The organism is Morganella psychrotolerans, from assembly GCF_001676055.1.
Taxonomy (GTDB): domain Bacteria; phylum Pseudomonadota; class Gammaproteobacteria; order Enterobacterales; family Enterobacteriaceae; genus Morganella; species Morganella psychrotolerans_B.
This window is the reverse complement of sequence record NZ_LZEX01000001.1, coordinates 542,150-560,259: the sequence shown is the minus strand read 5'-3', so window position 1 is coordinate 560,259 and position 18,110 is coordinate 542,150. Positions and strand designations below refer to the sequence as shown.

Genomic DNA, 18,110 nt, shown 5'->3' with positions numbered 1-18,110 from the left:
GCTTTTATGTTTATTCAGGATATACCTGACGTCATTCAGGATGCAGGCTGGCTGAGCGTAGCCAACGAACCTGCGGTTTGAATGAATAAGGGTATTTATTTCTTCAGTTTTGCCATTGCATCTTCCACACCGGCACCGTATCCGGGATGAACCTGTTTAAACAGATCAATCTGACGTGCCTGCGTTTGTGGCGCTGCCTGAATAAGCTCTCCGGCGATACGGGCAAACATGCGCTGATGTTCGGCATCGCTGAGTAATTCATACAGCGCACGCGGCTGGCTGAAATAATCTGTATCTTCGCGGTGGTTCCAGTGATCTGCGGCACCTTCAAGTGACAATGGCGGCTCGCTGAAATCCGGCTGTTCCTGAAAAAGCCCGGCACTGTTTGGCTCATAGGTTTCACTGTTGCCGCTGTTTCCATCAATACGCATTGCACCGTCGCGATGATAATTATGGAACGGGCAGCGTGGCTTATTGACAGGTATCTGATTATGGTTCACACCTAAACGATAGCGCTGTGTATCACCGTAGGAGAACAAACGCCCCTGCAACATTTTATCCGGAGAGAAACCGATGCCGGGCACTACGTTGCCGGGATTAAATGCAGCCTGTTCCACATCAGAGAAATAATTTTCCGGGTTACGGTTCAGTTCGTAATAGCCCACATCCATCAGCGGATAATCGGCATGCGGCCAGACTTTGGTTAAATCAAACGGGTTATACGGGACTTTTGCCGCATCGGTTTCCGGCATTATCTGGATTTGCAGGTTCCAGCGCGGATAATCTCCGCTTTCAATGGCATCATAGAGGTCACGCTGTGAACTCTCGCGATCTTTACCGATTAACTGTTCTGCTTCATCATCCATCAGGTTGGCAATTCCCTGCTGGCAACGGAAGTGGAATTTCACCCAGAAACGTTCATTATCACTGTTGATAAAGCTGTAGGTATGGCTGCCGAAGCCGTGCATATGGCGAAAACTTTGCGGAAGTCCGCGATCACTGACATCAATAGTTAACTGGTGCAGCGATTCAGGCAGATGCGAGAAAAAATCCCATTTATACGCCATATTGCGCAGATTAGTGCGCGGATCCCGTTTGACAACGTGGTTCAGATCCGGAAATTTCAGCGGGTCACGCAGATAGAATACCGGAGTATTATTACCCACCATATCCCAGTTACCTTCTTCGGTATAAAACTTCAGCGCAAATCCGCGGATATCACGCTCGGCGTCAGCCGCACCGCGTTCACCGGCAACGGTTGAGTAACGGGCAAACATATCGGTTTTTTTGCCGACCTGGGAAAACAGCTTGGCGCGGGTAAAGCGGGTGATATCGTGAGTGACGGTAAATGTACCAAATGCGCCGGAGCCTTTGGCGTGCATACGCCGCTCAGGGATCACTTCGCGGTCGAAATGCGCGAGTTTTTCAAGAAACCAGACATCCTGTAACAACATCGGTCCACGTTTTCCGGCAGTCATCACATTATTATTATCAACAACGGGTGCGCCCGCCGCGGTGGTTAATCCTTTCTTTTTCATCACATATCTCCAGTCGGTAAAAGAAACAAACAAGCTGAAATGCAGAAATTAGCGCGATGTACACAATCAGCAGTATGGTTAGTCAGAAATTGTGCGGAGCATTATTGTTTTTATCTGAATTTTTGACTTGGTATAAAATATAGCACTACAGGAAAAAGAATGTGTCGATTTGATGGATTGGTTAGACCTATTGATTCAGGTTATACCCTTATTTATTCGAACCGGCATTCTGAACAACGCTTGGTATAGATAACTTTACATAAATCGTAAATTATTAACTTTCAAATGGTTAGCATTTCAGAGAAAATGCACAGAACCCTGTCTGATTTTAATGTGGTGGCATAATGAAAAAATATATGGCGGCTGCGGCTGCATCACTGATGTTTGTTGCTGGTGCGGCAAATGCGGTATCAATGAGTATGCAGGCCGGTAAGAAATATACCGACATGAATGTGGGTTTCGGCAACCCGAATGCCGGCTTATCGTTTGATGGTAACTGGGCGCGCAGCGACCATGCGGGTCAGCTCGGCGGTGCCAGAGCTAAATTCGCCTTTCCGTTAGGCCCTGTTTCTGCCAGTATCGGCGGGAAAGCGCTGTATCTGGATCCGGATTCCGGTAAGAAAGGACTGGCAGTTGCTCCCGGTGTGGGTGTGGCGTGGAGTATTATGCCGTCTCTGAGTGTTTACGGTGAATATTATGGTGCGCCGTCAGCACTGGTATCCGGTAATGATTCATATAAAGAAGCGAACGTGGGTGCTAACTGGACAGTGTTTGCGCCGCTGAGTGTGAATGCCGGTTATCGTAAAATTGAAGTGGAATCAAATAACGGTCATGAAAACCGGATTGCCGATGGTGCATATCTGGGTGCCGGGCTGAGTTTCTGATTATTACCCTTATTTATTCAAACTGCAGGGTCCGGGCAGCATCCTGAATGACGTTGGGTATAATTTTTAACTGAAAATAAATAAAAACCCGTTTACTGTGAAGTGAACGGGTTTTTTAATACTGGTAATTCAGTTAATTACGCGTGGCGTTCGCCAATCGGTAAAATGGTCCGGCCGTATTGTTCATTCAGAACTTCAGCCATGGCCAGATAGAATGCGACAGCACCGCACAGTATCCCTTCATAACCGGCAAATTTCAGCATTGCTGCATTACCGGTAGCATTCCCGATAACGAGTAAAGCAAACAAAATAACCAGTAAGAAGAAAACAGTGCTCAGAGCAATGTTCGCTTTCAGTGTGGCGATAAACATAAAGAAAGAGAAGATACCCCACAATGCCAGGTAAACTGCCAGGAATTCATGGCTGGTTTCTACGCCGAATCCCATTGACGGCATAACCATGATACCGACAAGGCTTATCCAGAAAAAACCGTAAGAGGTAAATGCAGTCGCGCCGAATGTATTTCCTTTCTTAAACTCAAAAATACCTGCAATTATCTGTGCTATTCCGCCGTAGAAAATTCCCATGCTCAGGATAACGGATGCCATCGGGAAAAATCCTGCATTATGGACGTTCAGCAAGATAGTTGTCATACCAAATCCCAGTAAGCCTAACGGGCCGGGATTCGCAATACGAGTAGAGCTCATATAACCTCAATCAGATAAATAAAAGAGAGACACACTATTCAAAGGCGCGAATCATAATGGGAAAACAGGGCGAATACAACTATAAAAAACTGGTATCGGCAGCGATAATGTTAATTATTAATACTTTGTAAAACAAGATGTCTTGTTTACGATAGATTTGTTTAAAAATGTGGCAGATTCTGTCCGGAACATGCTTTCAGGGTAATGAAAGATATTGACTCACACAGTGAGTATTCTAAATAAGATTAAGCAAAATTTCGGGTTATTTATTTATTATATAACGCGGGCAGATAATAATATAAATGAAGATATGAAATCTTAGGGTAAATAAAATTGTGCTATCAATACGTTTTCGTCTTGAGGCATAAAGTAAATAATACCTATATTCATTTATTGATTACTGGTTAATACTTATAATGAATGTAGTGTGTAAATACTGAAAATCCACACTAAATGTTAAGTAATAAAGTGAATCTCTGCCTGTTGAGGAAATATTGACATTTTGTATGATTAATATAAGCCATAAATGAGTATGGCGCAGTGGTCTGCACTCATTAAGATAATCATAATATAGTCTTTTATTGAGTATGAGGATTTTTTTATAAATTTATGTATATTGGTGGCGAAAAAGTATATATCGCATGATATAGTATTTATCGAAATGTAACTCAGAAGTAACAATAACAACCGGGGATAACACGTAAATAGCGTAAACCTTTGAAAGTGAATGAGTGTCTTATGTCTTCTTTAAAGTGTTACCTGAATATTATGTTTTTTCTTTGAACATTAATCGCAATGTGACGATAATTAATTATTGAGCATTTTTTAGATTATTTTTACTGATGCATTAGTGAACAGCAATCCCTTTCCTGCGGTACAGAACGGACAGGGGAGTAGTTATATTATAAGACAAATAGGCACAATTATGATTTCAGAACGTGTAAGCGACGCATATGTCTATGGAGAAATTTGCCAGGTAATTGGCAGGGCGGCTGTCCTTTTGTGTAAAAGTGGCGAGCCTGTTACCAAAGAAGCCATTCAGGTTATGCTGGAAATATATTCAGAGCAACAGAATGATGATTTCATGAATGTGATTTATGAAAAAGCTATCAATGCGATGGATTGATTGTCCACGTTATTATTTTTGAATGGTGTTATTACTTTTACTTTTTCTGCAACAGCAGACTCATTATGTTAGTAAAGGAGGACACGGCCACAACATTATTTTCCTGTGGTTGTTGTACTCCTTTATTATATCTGCCTTATGTATTTTCGTTTGTGCTTCCCCGCCGTGATACTGAACCCGCATCTGTCCGTTCAGGATACCGGCTCAGAACAATGAAAACAGGATAACCACCGGCAATGACATTGGCCAGGTCAGGGCTATCAGCAGACAACTGAGCAGGCGGAAAAGCGGGTTCGGATCTTTTGTCAGAAAAAAGGTCAGAATAAATGAAAAAAGACCACCTGTTGCGTAGATAGTCAGTACGAGTTGCAGAGAGGACATAACGGTTACATTAGTTAAACTGATGTGGGTAGTCTACCTCACAGGAAAGGCCGGTAAAAGAACAAATTATGATAAATTTGCTGCCGGTATATATTTAAAGAGATAACGCAATGCAATTATCCTTCAGCGATAATAATATTTTCTTTCAGATAAAAAAATTGCCGGTCAGCTGACCGGCAAAAGTATATATATTAAGAGCAATGCATACAACTCGATATATAACGAATTATATAGCGATAGGTTAACGTAAAGTTGCCTGCACGGGAAGCATTTTTTACCGGGTTTGTGCCTGAACGCAATGTTTACCTCTCCGGTTTCGGCGCAAACCGGTTGTTCTCTGCTTTCAGAGAACCGGCAAGTGGTGATTTGTTCACCTGTGTCCCTATGTGTAATCGCTGAAAATACATCCGAAATAAATCGTGTTAATATATCCCCCGGCAAATTAGTCCTGAGAATACAAAGGTAATTTTTTATTACCAATTCTGTTTAAATAGTTTTATGGCGGATGAAGATAATCATTTTTGTCTGCGATGATTTACCTGAGTTAAGGTTAATAGTCATATTTAAATAACAAGTAACATGAATGAATAAAATAAAAATAGCAAAATGAGTATGCTAATAAATTAAACATCTGTTTCAGATAAAGTAGGTTGATGATTAAGGTTATAAATTGAAAGTAGCGGGGTATAATTCTAAATATATCCAGGTCAGCACTTAACTGTATGTTTTTAAAGTATTTATATTTTATTTTCATGTGCTCACTTTGTTTTTCAATGCTTCCTGATTTACATTAAATAGTAACGTGAATAAATAGAAAACGAAAAAAAATGAATAAAAAAAATATACAGGAAAATAACTCTTATGGTAAAGTCAGGTTGATTTTTAATAAGAGGGTGTCTTTTTTTTAAACAATAATAATAGTTCAGAGATGACAACACCTATATTACCTGTCATTCGTTAAGGCATTTATTTGCCGAAAACCTGCCATAGCAATATAAAGAGGTATAACTTTGACCGACATAATTAATACGTTAAACGGACTGCTTTGGAACCACCTGCTCATCTATTTATTACTTGGCGTCGGATTGTATTTTACTGTCCGTACCGGATTTATCCAATTCCGTCACTTCGGACATATGTTCAGTGTGTTAAAGCACAGTAAGAAATCGGATAAATCCGGCATATCGCCATTTCAGGCGCTGTGTACCAGCCTGGCTGCCAGGGTTGGTACCGGAAATCTGACCGGTGTTGCAATCGCACTTACAGCAGGCGGTCCGGGGGCTATTTTCTGGATGTGGGTGGTCGCATTGATCGGTATGGCGACCTCATTTATTGAAAGTACACTGGCGCAACTTTATAAAACACGGGACGATCAGGGAAACTACCGTGGCGGGCCTGCCTATTATATGGAACGGGGGCTGAAAGCCCGCTGGATGGGCGTGCTGTTCTCTGTTCTTCTTATTATCGCATTCGGACTGGTATTTAATGCCGTTCAGGCTAACTCCATTGCGCAGGCATCCAAAATGGCATTTGGTGCAGATGCGGGGTATGTCGGTATCGGGCTGGTGGTACTTTGCGGGATCATTATTTTCGGTGGTATTCGTTCTATTGCCCGGGTAGCTGAGTTAGTTGTGCCTGTAATGGCGGTGGCTTATCTGATCCTCGCGTTCTGGGTGATGGGGCATTATGCCGAGCGTCTGCCGGAAATATTCATGCTTATCATAAAAAGTGCGTTTGGTTTGCAGGAAGCGGTATCCGGAGCGGTGGGTTATGGTGTGGCACAGGCGATGATTAATGGTGTGCAGCGCGGGTTGTTCTCTAATGAGGCCGGTATGGGTTCGGCACCGAATGCAGCAGCATCGGCGGCACCGTTTCCGCCACATCCTGTGGCTCAGGGCTATGTCCAGATGCTGGGTGTCTTTATGGATACCATTGTGATTTGCAGTGCGACGGCGATTATTATTTTGTCGTCAGGCGTACTGGATAACCCGCCTGATCAGGTGAACGGCATTGAAATCACACAGCTGGCGCTCAGCTCGGTGATTGGTGACTGGGGCGCGATTTTTGTCGCGGTGGCTATCTTCTTTTTTGCGTTCACTTCGATTATTGCAAACTATGCATATGCAGAGAGCAATATGGTTTTCCTTGAGCATAAACACACTAAAGGGCTTTTTGTCCTGCGGCTGGCGGCTCTGGGAATGGTCATGTTTGGCGCTTTATCGGAAATGCCGTTAGTCTGGAAAATGGCAGATTTCTCGATGGGACTGATGGCCATGACTAATCTGATTGCGATTCTGCTGCTGTCCGGCGTTGCATTTAAGCTGGCAAAAGATTATAACCAACAGCGCAAAGCGGGAAAATTACCGCATTTTGACATCAATCTTTACCCTGAAATCCAAAAGCAGGTTGAGGATGGTATCTGGGAAGATGCTCCCGATCCGCTGGTTGAACAGAAAGCCAATTAGCTGAGATAGTCAGAAACGTTTCTTTTGCACCCGCTTCGGCGGGTGTTTTTACAAACGGAGACTGTGATGAAAAATCTGCGTCTGAAGCGGGCAATCATTGCCCGGAGTGATGTGTTTTGAACGTGAATACATCACCATAGAACAGCGTTCTGTGGTAATTGTCTGATTATTAGTGAGATTTACCATGAAACAGAAACATTGGTCCGTCTGTGAGCGGTTACATGAAACCGTGACTAACCCGAATATCCATATTAAAGGCACCCACAGTTATTACAGCGATTGTTGGGATAACGGTTTTGAGGGCTCGGTTGTCCGCTATTTACAGGGCGATGATGTCAGCCGTGACTGGCAGCTGAGTTGGGATGTCGACAAATTATACATCGGTGATTATGTCTGCATCGGAGCCGAAGCCGTGATCCTGATGGGCGGTAATCATACACACCGCCATGATTGGTTCAGCCTTTATCCGTTTGAGGATGTTATTGATGCCGCGTATATCGGCAAAGGTGATACGCATGTCGGTGACGGTGCCTGGATTGGTATGCGGGCGATGATAATGCCCGGTGTGACGGTTGGCGAGGGCGCGATTATTGCAGCAAACAGTGTGGTTGTCCGTGATGTGCCGCCGTATGCGGTTGTCGGCGGCAATCCGGCAACATTAATTCGTTACCGGTTTGATGATGACACTATCCGGGAATTAAAGGCGCTGGCACTGTATGACTGGCCGGAAGATAAATTTACCGCACTCAAAGCACTGATTTGTGCCTCTGATATCGCGGCGTTAACAGCCGCATCGCAGCAGTATGATCTTACGGAAAATCCGGACAGGCAATAAATACGAATATAAGTAAAGATACCCGCAGCTGCGGGTGGTTATGATTAGCCTGCGGTGTTTGCCGCAGCTTCTTCCCGCAGACGGGCGCGGTGCAATGCCGGGCGCGTCTCAAGTGCGGCAACATAGTGTGTCAGTGTTTCAGATAGCGGCAGGCCCAGCGTTGTTGCCCAGCGTGATATATGAAACAGAAAGATATCGGCGACAGAAAAAGTATCATTGCATAGCCATGTTTTTCCGTTGATCTCTTGTTCAATCAGTGAGATGGCACGCAAAAAGTCAGCTTTAGCCGGTTCAATCAGCGCGGGTTTGCGTAAGGCTTCCGGCCAGACAACCGCATGTTTGAGAATAGTCCAGAGCGGGGCTTCCAACTCTGAAATAATATAGGCCAGCCACTGATTAACCATGGCTTGTTTGCGCAAATCCTGCGGATAAAGCTGCCCGTTACCATAGGCTTGTGCCAGATAAATACAAATAGCAGATGATTCGAAGATAACCATATCTCCGTCAATCAATGCAGGGACTTTTTTATTTTTTCCGGGCGTATGTTTTGTCGCAGATAGCACATTGACAAAGTGGCACTGATAATCAAGGCCAAGTTCTTCAGCCACCCATGTTGCGCGGATAGAGCGTGATTTCGGGTAGGTATAAATATCCATTTTAATCTCCGTATGAACAAAAACAGCAGTAAAAACATCCGTTGATCCTGCTTTCAGGGCATAGCGCCCGGGCCGTGAAGTCGTCATAATACACCGCAATGATACTTTCCTTGTTATTATAATATGTGAGTTATACCGACGGGACAGATCCGCAGTGCCGGTAACAATACCGGGTAAGATAACATTTTGTTTTACAAGGTAAAAAAGATGTGGCGTTATGTGTGTTTAGTGTGTGCGCTGGTATTAACAGGATGCAGTAATCAGAGTCATTTTATTGATCGCGGTGATTTTATTGTCGATCCGCGGAATATCAAAGAGCCGTGGCTGTCAAAACCCAATAATTATCTCGTTTTTCATTATACCGCGCTTAATGATGAGGCATCATTGCGTGTGCTGACTGCGGGGGGAGTGAGTGTGCAGTATCTGGTGCCGACAATACCTGTGCAGCGTGACGGCAAGCCGGTGGTAATACAGCTGATCCCCGAAGGCAGCGAGGCATGGCACGCCGGAAAAAGTTACTGGCGGGGAGACACCAGTCTGAATAAAAACTCCATTGGTGTTGAGATTGTAAACCTCGGTGTGGAAAAATTATCCGTCGGTCAGCGCTGGCTGCCGTATCAGACCGCGCAAATTGACCTGATTGTGAAGCTGGCTCAGGATGTTATTGCGCGTCATAATATCCGCCCTGAAAATGTTGTGGGACACAGTGATATTGCGCCACAGCGTAAACTGGATCCGGGGCCGATGTTTCCGTGGGAATATCTGGCAAAGCGCGGAATAGGTGCCTGGCCTGAAACACGCGATGTACAGCGCTTTCTTGCCGGACGTCATCCGTCAGATAAGATAAATGTCCGTGAGTTACAGCAGGCGCTGAAACAGTATGGTTATGATATCGCGGTAACCGGTAAAATGGACGGGAAAACCCGCAATGTTATTAAGGCGTTCCAGATGCATTTCCGATCCGATAAAGTGAATGGTGCTGCGGATGCCGATACACTGGCGCGGGCGAAGGCATTAATTTACCGTTATGGCTCTAAATAATATTACCCTTATTCATTCAAACTGCAGGTTCGTTGGCTTCGCTCAGCCTGCCTGCATCCTGAATGACGTTGGGTATACACCCTTATTCATTCAAACTACAGGGTAATGTTTTTTGTCATTACCCTGTAAGTGCCATGGCGCATCTGAACACATTCAATTTCGGTCAGACAAATTTTTGTATCGCGACAGCCACGCCATCGTCATCATTTGTCGTGGCCACAAAACCGGCTTTTTGCTTAATATGATCTGCGGCATTACCCATCGCAACGCCGACACCGGCATATTCCAGCATGGAAATATCATTATTCTGATCACCGATGCACATCACTTTGTCCGGTGTCAGCCCCAGTTTTTCAGTAATAAGCGCAACCGCGTTCCCTTTGGTGGCATTTTTTGCGGAAATTTCCACAAAATGCGGGGCGGTCCGCAGAATATTGTAGTTATCGAAGGAAACCTGCGGAATAAACCCCGCCGCTTCATTCAGCCGGACCGGGTTATCTATCATCATAAATTTACTGAACATCATGTCGCTGTCCATTTCTGCCGACGGACGGTAATTCAGCTGAGTTTGCGTCAGATAAGCATCCATCAGTGTGTAATAACTGATATCCCGGTTGGCGGTGTACATTTCATTGCTGCTCAGTACATGGAAATGGACATTTATCTCCCGTGCCAGTGACTCAAAATAGCGGTAATCCTCAAAATCCATCAGTGTTTCCATCACCGGATCCCCGGTTTGTGCCTCATGAATAACCGCGCCGTTATTACTGATGCAATAACAGTTCTCTTTATTCAGTCCCAGTTCAGTGAGATACGGCAGGATCCCGTTAAACGGGCGTCCGGAGGTCAGAATGATATGCAGCCCTTTTTCTTTTGCGCGACTGACTTCGGCACTGACGGCAGGGGTTATCTGGTGATAAGAATTAAGCAGAGTGCCATCCAGATCAATGGCGATAAGTTTTACGGACATGCAATCTCCTGAAAACAGTGACAACTTTAAAGAATTAAAATGTTATGCCGCCATTCAGAGGACATGTCAATAACGCCTTCCGGTTGCCGCGTGATATCGCCATTACCTTTAAAAGCAGAGAAGAACATGGTAATCGCGCAGACAGGCGACCTTTTATCCTTTAAATACACACACTAAATACAAAATCCAAAATCATATAACTAAATATAATTCTGTTATTAATTGTTTAAGTTGCCTTAGTTACAGTCGTGAGTGAAATGCCAGGGTTCTTTGATATCTAACTCAATCTCAGGATTCTGACGGTAGTCGTAGGGAGTGATGTTATATTCTTTGCGGAACATATAGGTAAAGTGAGATTGCGACCCGAAACCGAAATCCAGTGCGATATCAAAGATAGTCTGCTCACTGCGGCGCAAAGCAGTGACTGCACCGGCAAGACGGCGCTGACGAATATATTTGCCGAGAGAAATGCCGGCAACTTCTTTGAAGATTTTCTGCATGTGCCAGAGGGAGTACCCGGAATAGGCAGCCACTTCTTCAAGATGGATAACGCGGCCCGGATGGTTTTCTATCCACTTACTAAGGGCGCACACCAGTGCTATATGATTATCTTGCAGCATTACGATTTCGACTCAGTTTCAGGGTTTTTCAAGTATACAAGTTTATTTCATTATGACAAAACAGGGCGTTATCTGTTTAGGCACTTTCTGCGGGCCGGCATGATTTTTTGTGAAACGCCACGTTCAGTCTGCGTATATATGTATCAGACTGGTAACATAACTAAATCTTTTTAACGGGTATAATTCAGATGAAAATAGGTGAGAAATGAAGAAAACCGTGATTATCTTGCTGCTTATTGTTGCAGGTGTATTTTTTTTATATCGCGGCACTGGACAAGTACTGTGATCAGCGTGAGGATTTTATGTTGGGGATCTGCGAAATTACAAAATTTATCCCGTCTGATAAGGGGTGATGTCTGCCTTTTCCCTCTGATTATCTTGTTGTTAACGGTATTCAAGTCAGTGAAATGATGTTTTAATAACGGCCTTAAACTTTTGCGCCGTTCAACGGCGCGCCGGACGCATCGTTCAGTATAATAATATGGCCGTTACAGAGGATAAAATGTCAGAGGTACAGCAAGAGCAGACGCTCAAGCGCGGTTTAAAAAACAGACATATACAGCTTATTGCACTGGGTGGTGCTGTTGGTACAGGCCTGTTCCTGGGAACCGCAGAAACGATTCAGATGGCAGGGCCTTCCGTCCTGCTCGGCTATGCAGTAGCCGGATTTATTGCATTTCTTATCATGCGCCAGCTCGGTGAAATGGTGGCGGAAGAGCCGGTTGCCGGTTCATTTAGTCACTTTGCCCATAAATACTGGTGCGGATTCGCCGGGTTTTTATCCGGCTGGAACTACTGGGCGATGTTTGTGCTGGTGGGCATGGCTGAACTGACCGCTGTTGGTAAATACATCAATTTCTGGTGGGATGTACCGACCTGGGTATCTGCGGCGGTCTTCTTTGTACTGATAAACCTGATAAATCTCGTGAACGTTAAAGTTTACGGGGAAACTGAATTCTGGTTTGCCATGATAAAAGTCGTGGCGATCCTTGGTATGATCCTGTTTGGTGCCTGGCTGTTACTCAGCGACACCGGCGGGCCGCAGGCGTCTGTGACCAATCTCTGGGAACTGGGCGGATTTATGCCTAATGGCTGGAAAGGGCTGATTTTTGCCATGGCCATTATTATGTTCTCCTTCGGCGGGCTTGAGCTGGTCGGACTGGCGGCAGCAGAAGCGGAAAATCCCCGCTACAGCATCCCTAAAGCGGTAAACCAGGTTGTTTACCGTATCCTTATTTTCTATATCGGCTCGATTGCCGTTATTCTGTCGCTTTATCCGTGGACGAAAATTGTCGAAGATGTCAGCCCGTTTGTGCTTATTTTCCGTGAAATAGGCCATGCGTTCGGGACGGCAGATTCGTCGCAGGGAAATATTAATTTCTGGATAGCGCACGCACTTAATGTCGTGGTACTGACAGCGGCACTCTCTGTGTATAACAGTGGTGTGTACAGTAACAGCAGGATGCTTTACAGCCTGGCGCGTCAGGGTAATGCACCTTCATTTCTGAAAAATGTCACGCCGCGCGGCGTGCCGGTGAACTCGATTATGCTCTCAGGGCTGGTTACCTCAGCCGGGATCCTTATCAACTATCTGTTACCGAAAGAGGCATTTTCTCTGCTGATGTCGCTGGTGGTGACAACGCTGGTGATTAACTGGATTATGATCTGTATCTCCAACCTGAAATTCCGTCAGGCGAAGATAAAAGAGGGCGTGGAGCCGTTCTTCAAAGCGCTGTGGTATCCGTGGGGAAACTATATTTGCCTGGCATTCCTCGCCTTTATCCTCGTATTGATAGCGCTGATGGATAACTTGCGGATATCGGTTATTCTGCTGCCGTTCTGGATAGCCTTTCTCTGGCTGGCTTATCGCTATTACGAGCGCCGCCGGGCAAGCAAAATATAATACCCTTATTCATTCAAACTGCAGGTTTGTTGGCAGCATGAAGCCCGCCGGGTCACATACTTATGTATGCTCCCCGTCAGTCTTCCCTTGCCGCCTTCCTGCATCTTGAATGACGTTGGGTATAAGCAATAAAGAAACCGGGGAATTCCCCGGTTTCTTTATGTATGTGACAGACAGAATATACGAACTATCAGAACTGCCAGCGCGCCCACATAAACAATACGTTACCGTTATTGTATGTGCCGGGAATATAAGTGGCCTGAATGGCAAGGCGGTTATATTCAATCGATGCCAACGGCAAAGGTACCGGAATCGGGATGTAGTGATAATCATCCCGTGCAGTTACTGCCAGGGTAAAACCGGCACCGGCTTTAAATCCGCCGAGACCGTTTGGTGTCCACATCTTCTGGAAGCCGTAACCCACAATCGGCTCCCATTTATTGTGTGAATCTTTAAATGCCATGGCATATAACGCATGCCAGTCATTATCATCATCATAATAGGATTTACCAAAGCCGGCGCCCCATGGCTTTTCATTATAGCTATCTGTTTTTTCTTTGTCGTAGGTCAGTCTGTTATGCCATGTCCAGAACGGCACATACACATCATATTGATCTGAATCCCAGGTCCGGGATACGTTGCGTTTAAAGGTATCCCACAGCCCTTCAGAAGCAGGTGCTTCACTTGTGATGTTGTCACTTTTTGATGTGACCTGTTCCTGAGCCAGGGCCGGGAGGACAGGGAGCAGCAGCGAAGAGAGTGTCAGCGCGCTGATGGCAGATAAAGAAAGCTTCATGAATGACTCCTGGTGTAACAATAATCCATTCCTTTAAAACGATTATACTCGTCATACTTCAGGATGCCTGGTCGTTGACTACGCTCAGCCCGCCGGGTCACATAGTTTATCTATGCTCCCCGGCGGCCGGAGCTTGTCGCCTGCATGCATCCCGAATTATTTAGAGTAATTATTGCTGATAACAAGAAATGTTAATTTATAGACTACAAGGATAATAACATAAACGTCATATTATTTTCATACGGTCAAACCGATTTAAAGCTAAATAAAATACCAATAAGCCGATGTAACAGCCCGATTCTTAGTGTGGAAATGATGAGCCAGAGAACCTTACCTGTCTTTTGAAAAAGGCACAAAGCTGAAAAATTGTTATGTGTTAAAACACAAGAGGTTATGAATTTTGTGCAGAATATTACCGGAATCGGTTATTAATATTTCTAAATATGTGCACCAGATCTTCCCCCGGAAAAAACAACTTGATTTCCGGACTATCCTATGTGATAACTCAAATGGGTAAACGAGGTACGCTTCTGTTTTTTAAGCAGTAACGACTAGTTTGTATTCGCCATAATATTGGCAATCTGTAGGATAGGAATTTTATCAATGGCTAAACTTAAAGGCACGGTTAAGTGGTTCAACGAATCAAAAGGTTTTGGTTTCATCACTCCAGCTGATGGCAGCAAAGATGTATTCGTACATTTCTCTGCAATCATGACCGACGGATTTAAAACACTTGCTGAAGGCCAACAAGTTGAATTCGAAGTGCAGGATGGTCCTAAAGGCCCTGCTGCGGCTAACGTCACCGGCGCATAATCATCACCGGCAGAGTATCTGCCTCTGATATATGTACTGTTAACGTAATGAATGCGACAGCCTTATAGCCGTTATCATGACGAGTGTATATCACTGACGCAAATTCAGACCCCGTGCCCTTACCGGCGCGGGGTTTTTTTATCTTTCAGGTAAATCAGGTAAAGATGATATCCCCGGGCGGTAGTTTCCCGCGGTCATATGCGTATAATTCACTATACCCAACGTCATTCAAGATGCAGGCAGGCGGCAAGGGAAGATAGACGGGGAGCATAGGTAAACTATGTGACCTGGCTATCTGAGTACCGCCAACGAACCTGCAGTTTGAATGAATAAGGGTATATGCTATTTTCCGGACAGAATAAACAGGAGCACAGGTGAGAATTAATGCATTAACGATTGCCGGAACTGACCCGAGTGGCGGCGCGGGTATTCAGGCCGATTTAAAAACCTTTTCAGCATTAGGTGTTTACGGCACAACCGTGATGACCGCGCTGGTGGCGCAAAATACCTGTGGAGTGAATTCTGTTTATCCGGTTGATCCTGATTTTATTGCCGCTCAGATGGATGCGGTGTTAACAGATGTGCGTATCGACAGCAGCAAGATAGGTATGTTATCCAATGCGGCAGTGATTGAAGTTGTGGCGGATAAACTGCGGCAGTATGCATTACCCTGTGTGGTGCTGGACACCGTGATGCTGGCGAAAAGTGGCGATCCGTTGTTAAACGCCGATGCTGTTGATTCATTGATGTCAGTATTGCTTCCTCACGTATCTATTATTACGCCAAATCTGCCGGAAGCCGCAGCACTGCTGAAAACTGACCCTGCCACCAATGAAAAAATGATGCAGGAGCAGGGTGACGCCTTACTGGCGGCGGGTGCAAAGGCCGTGTTACTGAAAGGCGGGCATCTTGACAGCGCCGAAAGCCCTGACTGGCTGTTTTTACCGGAGGGCCGTTGCCGTTTTATCTCCCCGCGGATTGCAACCAAAAACAGTCACGGTACCGGATGTACATTGTCTGCGGCACTGGCGGCATTACGCCCGCAGTGTGCGGATTGGTATGACACAGTTGCAGCCGCAAAGCAGTATTTACACGGTGCGCTGGCCGCCGCAGACAGTCTGGATGTCGGGCGCGGACAGGGGCCGGTTCACCATTTTTATCAGTGGTGGTGATATAACACGGTAATTCGTGTATATTGCGCGCTTTTCAGGGGGAAGATATGGAAACTGATTCGTCTGTACGTCTTAATAAATATATCAGCGAAAGCGGCATCTGCTCCCGCCGTGATGCAGACCGTTATATTGAGCAGGGGCTGGTGATTATCAACGGTAAACGTGCGGCTATCGGCTCGCAGGTGATGCCTGGTGACGTAGTGAAAGTTAACGGACAGCTTATTGAAGCGCGGGAGCAGGATAACCTGGTCTTAATCGCGCTGAATAAACCGGTCGGCATTGTCAGTACGACAGAGGCGGGTGAGAAAAATAATATTGTCGATTTTGTTAATCACAGCGAGCGTGTTTTCCCGATTGGTCGTCTGGATAAAGACTCTCAGGGGCTGATTTTTCTGACAAACCACGGTGACCTGGTGAATAAAATCCTGCGTGCGGGTAATGATCACCAGAAAGAGTATGTGGTAACAGTCAACAAGCCGGTGACAGATGAGTTTATCAGCGGCATGAGCGCCGGTGTGCCGATTCTGGGTACAGTGACTAAAAAATGTAAGGTGAAGCAGGAAGCGCCTTTTGCTTTTCGTATCACACTGGTTCAGGGGCTTAACCGCCAGATCCGCCGGATGTGTGAACATTTTGGCTATGAAGTCACTAAACTTGAGCGCGTGCGCATCATGAATGTCAGCCTGACCGGGTTACCGGTGGGTGAATGGCGTGATTTAACGGATGACGAGTTGGTTGAGATGTTTGATGCGATTGAAAAATCATCATCAGAAGATAAAAAAAGTCAAAAAACCGGCGGCTAAACCGCAGAAGCGGGATATCAAAGTGAATGTTGCCCCGCCTGTTTATCCGGGATCTGATAAACAGAAGAAAAAAGAGAGCAGCACAGAGAATAACCGGCAGCGCTTTAATCAGGCCGGCAGAAAGAAAAAGAAACGCTGATACCGTAGCCCGGCTCCGTGGACAACGGGCAAAACGAAAAGCCGCTGTAAACACATCCGTGTGCGCTCAGGCGCGTCATCCATGACGCGCATGCTTTTCGTCCGCCTGCCCGTTACCACGAATCCTTCAGGATTTGCAGAACGGGCTGCGTTTTATTACGCAATCGTCACACTCTTATCGAGATACACATCCTGCACGGCATTGATTAATGCAACCCCGTCTTTCATCGATTTCTTAAAGGCTTTGCGCCCCAGAATCAGCCCCATTCCGCCCGCACGCTTGTTAATCACCGCAGTACGCACCGCATCAGCCATATCATTGTTTCCGGATGCACCACCGGAGTTGATAAGTCCCGCACGTCCCATATAGCAGTTTGCCAACTGGTAACGAACAAGATCAATCGGGTTATCTGTAGTTAGTTTGCTGTAGACCCGCTCATCAGTGTGGCTGAAACCGATGGCTTTAAAGCCGCCGTTATTTTCTGCCATCTTCTGTTTAACGATATCTGCCCCGATAGTGGCGGCGAGGTGGTTAGCCTGCCCGGTTAGATCAGCACTGGCATGGTAATCAACGCCGTCTTTTTTGAACTCAGGATTGCGCAGATAGGCCCATAATACTGTCACCATACCCAACTCGTGAGCGCGTTCAAAGGCAGCTGAAATCTCTTCAATCTGACGGCGGGATTCCGGTGAGCCGAAATAAATGGTTGCACCCACGGCAACGGCACCCATTTCAAACGCCTGGTCAACACTGGCATACAGTGTCTGGTCATATTGAGCCGGTAAGCTCAGGGTTTCGTTGTGGTTAATTTTAACGAGGAACGGAATGCGGTGCGCGTAGCGGCGGGCGACAGATGCCAGCACGCCGTAGGTTGACGCGACACAGTTACAGCCGGCTTCTATGGCAAGTTCCACAATATTTTTCGGATCAAAATAGAGCGGGTTTGCTGCAAATGATGCGGCAGCGGAGTGCTCAACACCCTGATCGACCGGCAAAATCGACAGATAACCGGTGCCTGCCAGACGTCCGTGATTAAACAGGGACTGCATGGAGCGCAGGACAGTATTCGGGCGGTTATTATCCATCATCACACGGGTGACGAAATCATCGCCCGGCAGATAAAGGTTTTCTTTTGCAATGGTGGTGCAGGTGTGTCCGAGAAGGGAAGATGCATCATTACCTAACAATTTAACGATATCAGTCATGGTATGTAAACTCCTGTTTCTGTAGCGTGTAATACCCTTATTCATTCAAACTGCAG

The 18,110-nt window shown here is 45.7% G+C and carries 17 protein-coding genes and 1 pseudogene; 10 read left to right on the top strand and 8 right to left on the bottom strand.

Annotation, left to right across the window (positions count from 1 at the left end):
* Window positions 1–95: 95 nt before the first annotated feature.
* A complete protein-coding gene (locus AYY17_RS02610; protein ID WP_067421037.1) occupies window positions 96–1,538 on the bottom strand; it encodes a catalase in 1,443 nt (480 codons plus the stop codon).
* Window positions 1,539–1,882: 344 nt separating this feature from the next.
* Here AYY17_RS02610 and AYY17_RS02605 point away from each other — a divergent pair, with 344 nt between their 5' ends.
* A complete protein-coding gene (locus AYY17_RS02605; protein ID WP_067421034.1) occupies window positions 1,883–2,422 on the top strand; it encodes a YfaZ family outer membrane protein in 540 nt (179 codons plus the stop codon).
* Between the two features lie 137 nt (window positions 2,423–2,559).
* Here AYY17_RS02605 and satP read toward each other — a convergent pair whose 3' ends face one another.
* Entirely contained in the window at window positions 2,560–3,129 is a 570-nt protein-coding gene (gene satP, locus AYY17_RS02600; RefSeq protein ID WP_067398409.1) for an acetate uptake transporter, read from the bottom strand.
* Between the two features lie 925 nt (window positions 3,130–4,054).
* Here satP and AYY17_RS02595 point away from each other — a divergent pair.
* Entirely contained in the window at window positions 4,055–4,255 is a 201-nt protein-coding gene (locus AYY17_RS02595; protein ID WP_067363398.1) for a hypothetical protein, read from the top strand.
* 204 nt (window positions 4,256–4,459) lie between these two features.
* On the opposite strand, the gene AYY17_RS02590 is transcribed toward AYY17_RS02595, so the two are convergent.
* A complete protein-coding gene (locus tag AYY17_RS02590; protein WP_067398406.1) occupies window positions 4,460–4,636 on the bottom strand; it encodes a GhoT/OrtT family toxin in 177 nt (58 codons plus the stop codon).
* 1,010 nt (window positions 4,637–5,646) lie between these two features.
* Between AYY17_RS02590 and AYY17_RS02585 the strand changes: the two genes are divergently transcribed.
* Entirely contained in the window at window positions 5,647–7,101 is a 1,455-nt protein-coding gene (locus AYY17_RS02585; protein WP_067421032.1) for an alanine/glycine:cation symporter family protein, read from the top strand.
* Window positions 7,102–7,285: 184 nt separating this feature from the next.
* Window positions 7,286–7,936, top strand: coding sequence for a CatB-related O-acetyltransferase (locus AYY17_RS02580; protein WP_067421030.1), 651 nt, complete (start codon window positions 7,286–7,288; stop codon window positions 7,934–7,936).
* A 44-nt stretch (window positions 7,937–7,980) separates the two neighbouring features.
* Here the strand turns inward: AYY17_RS02580 and AYY17_RS02575 are convergent, their stop codons facing one another.
* A complete protein-coding gene (locus tag AYY17_RS02575; RefSeq protein ID WP_235845250.1) occupies window positions 7,981–8,679 on the bottom strand; it encodes a glutathione S-transferase family protein in 699 nt (232 codons plus the stop codon).
* 120 nt (window positions 8,680–8,799) lie between these two features.
* On the opposite strand from AYY17_RS02575, the gene AYY17_RS02570 reads away from it, so the two are divergent.
* Window positions 8,800–9,633 (top strand): N-acetylmuramoyl-L-alanine amidase, encoded by an 834-nt coding sequence (locus AYY17_RS02570; protein WP_067421028.1) that lies wholly within the window; start codon window positions 8,800–8,802, stop codon window positions 9,631–9,633.
* 163 nt (window positions 9,634–9,796) lie between these two features.
* Here AYY17_RS02570 and yidA read toward each other — a convergent pair whose 3' ends face one another.
* Both yidA and AYY17_RS02560 read right to left on the bottom strand, forming a co-directional pair.
* A complete protein-coding gene (gene yidA / locus AYY17_RS02565) occupies window positions 9,797–10,603 on the bottom strand; it encodes a sugar-phosphatase (RefSeq protein WP_067421026.1) in 807 nt (268 codons plus the stop codon).
* 236 nt (window positions 10,604–10,839) lie between these two features.
* Window positions 10,840–11,223 (bottom strand): helix-turn-helix domain-containing protein, encoded by a 384-nt coding sequence (locus tag AYY17_RS02560; RefSeq protein ID WP_067398397.1) that lies wholly within the window; start codon window positions 11,221–11,223, stop codon window positions 10,840–10,842.
* Window positions 11,224–11,468: 245 nt separating this feature from the next.
* Here AYY17_RS02560 and mgrB point away from each other — a divergent pair, with 245 nt between their 5' ends.
* On the top strand, window positions 11,469–11,576 hold the full coding sequence (gene mgrB / locus AYY17_RS02555; protein WP_235845249.1) for a PhoP/PhoQ regulatory lipoprotein MgrB: 108 nt from the start codon (window positions 11,469–11,471) through the stop codon (window positions 11,574–11,576).
* A gap of 149 nt (window positions 11,577–11,725) precedes the next feature.
* Window positions 11,726–13,126, top strand: a complete 1,401-nt coding sequence (locus AYY17_RS02550; RefSeq protein ID WP_067421304.1) for an amino acid permease — start codon at window positions 11,726–11,728, stop codon at window positions 13,124–13,126.
* A 190-nt stretch (window positions 13,127–13,316) separates the two neighbouring features.
* On the opposite strand, the gene pagP is transcribed toward AYY17_RS02550, so the two are convergent.
* Window positions 13,317–13,922: a lipid IV(A) palmitoyltransferase PagP gene (gene pagP / locus AYY17_RS02545; protein WP_067421024.1), complete on the bottom strand. Its 606-nt coding sequence runs from the start codon at window positions 13,920–13,922 to the stop codon at window positions 13,317–13,319.
* Window positions 13,923–14,525: 603 nt separating this feature from the next.
* Between pagP and cspE the strand changes: the two genes are divergently transcribed.
* From cspE to rluF, 3 genes and pseudogenes are all read left to right on the top strand, one after another.
* Window positions 14,526–14,735 (top strand): transcription antiterminator/RNA stability regulator CspE, encoded by a 210-nt coding sequence (gene cspE / locus AYY17_RS02540; protein ID WP_067363376.1) that lies wholly within the window; start codon window positions 14,526–14,528, stop codon window positions 14,733–14,735.
* 374 nt (window positions 14,736–15,109) lie between these two features.
* Window positions 15,110–15,907, top strand: a complete 798-nt coding sequence (gene thiD / locus AYY17_RS02535) for a bifunctional hydroxymethylpyrimidine kinase/phosphomethylpyrimidine kinase (protein WP_067421022.1) — start codon at window positions 15,110–15,112, stop codon at window positions 15,905–15,907.
* Window positions 15,908–15,954: 47 nt separating this feature from the next.
* Window positions 15,955–16,724 (top strand): annotated as a pseudogene (rluF, locus tag AYY17_RS02530) (23S rRNA pseudouridine(2604) synthase RluF); the annotation flags it as partial.
* Between the two features lie 280 nt (window positions 16,725–17,004).
* On the opposite strand, the gene fbaB reads toward rluF, so the two are convergent.
* Window positions 17,005–18,054: a class I fructose-bisphosphate aldolase gene (gene fbaB, locus AYY17_RS02525; protein ID WP_067398392.1), complete on the bottom strand. Its 1,050-nt coding sequence runs from the start codon at window positions 18,052–18,054 to the stop codon at window positions 17,005–17,007.
* Window positions 18,055–18,110 lie beyond the last annotated feature (56 nt).

Excerpts from the sequence above, each read along its gene's own strand:
- AYY17_RS02575 (WP_235845250.1), bottom strand. The coding sequence starts at position 8,679 with ATGACGACTTCACGGCCCGGGCGCTATGCCCTGAAAGCAGGATCAACG.
- AYY17_RS02550 (WP_067421304.1), top strand. The coding sequence starts at position 11,726 with ATGTCAGAGGTACAGCAAGAGCAGACGCTCAAGCGCGGTTTAAAAAAC.
- AYY17_RS02580 (WP_067421030.1), top strand. The coding sequence starts at position 7,286 with ATGAAACAGAAACATTGGTCCGTCTGTGAGCGGTTACATGAAACCGTG.
- satP (WP_067398409.1), bottom strand. The coding sequence starts at position 3,129 with ATGAGCTCTACTCGTATTGCGAATCCCGGCCCGTTAGGCTTACTGGGA.
- AYY17_RS02560 (WP_067398397.1), bottom strand. The coding sequence starts at position 11,223 with ATGCTGCAAGATAATCATATAGCACTGGTGTGCGCCCTTAGTAAGTGG.
- fbaB (WP_067398392.1), bottom strand. The coding sequence starts at position 18,054 with ATGACTGATATCGTTAAATTGTTAGGTAATGATGCATCTTCCCTTCTC.
- pagP (WP_067421024.1), bottom strand. The coding sequence starts at position 13,922 with ATGAAGCTTTCTTTATCTGCCATCAGCGCGCTGACACTCTCTTCGCTG.
- cspE (WP_067363376.1), top strand. The coding sequence starts at position 14,526 with ATGGCTAAACTTAAAGGCACGGTTAAGTGGTTCAACGAATCAAAAGGT.
- AYY17_RS02595 (WP_067363398.1), top strand. The coding sequence starts at position 4,055 with ATGATTTCAGAACGTGTAAGCGACGCATATGTCTATGGAGAAATTTGC.
- AYY17_RS02605 (WP_067421034.1), top strand. The coding sequence starts at position 1,883 with ATGAAAAAATATATGGCGGCTGCGGCTGCATCACTGATGTTTGTTGCT.
- AYY17_RS02570 (WP_067421028.1), top strand. The coding sequence starts at position 8,800 with ATGTGGCGTTATGTGTGTTTAGTGTGTGCGCTGGTATTAACAGGATGC.
- AYY17_RS02590 (WP_067398406.1), bottom strand. The coding sequence starts at position 4,636 with ATGTCCTCTCTGCAACTCGTACTGACTATCTACGCAACAGGTGGTCTT.
- AYY17_RS02610 (WP_067421037.1), bottom strand. The coding sequence starts at position 1,538 with ATGAAAAAGAAAGGATTAACCACCGCGGCGGGCGCACCCGTTGTTGAT.
- yidA (WP_067421026.1), bottom strand. The coding sequence starts at position 10,603 with ATGTCCGTAAAACTTATCGCCATTGATCTGGATGGCACTCTGCTTAAT.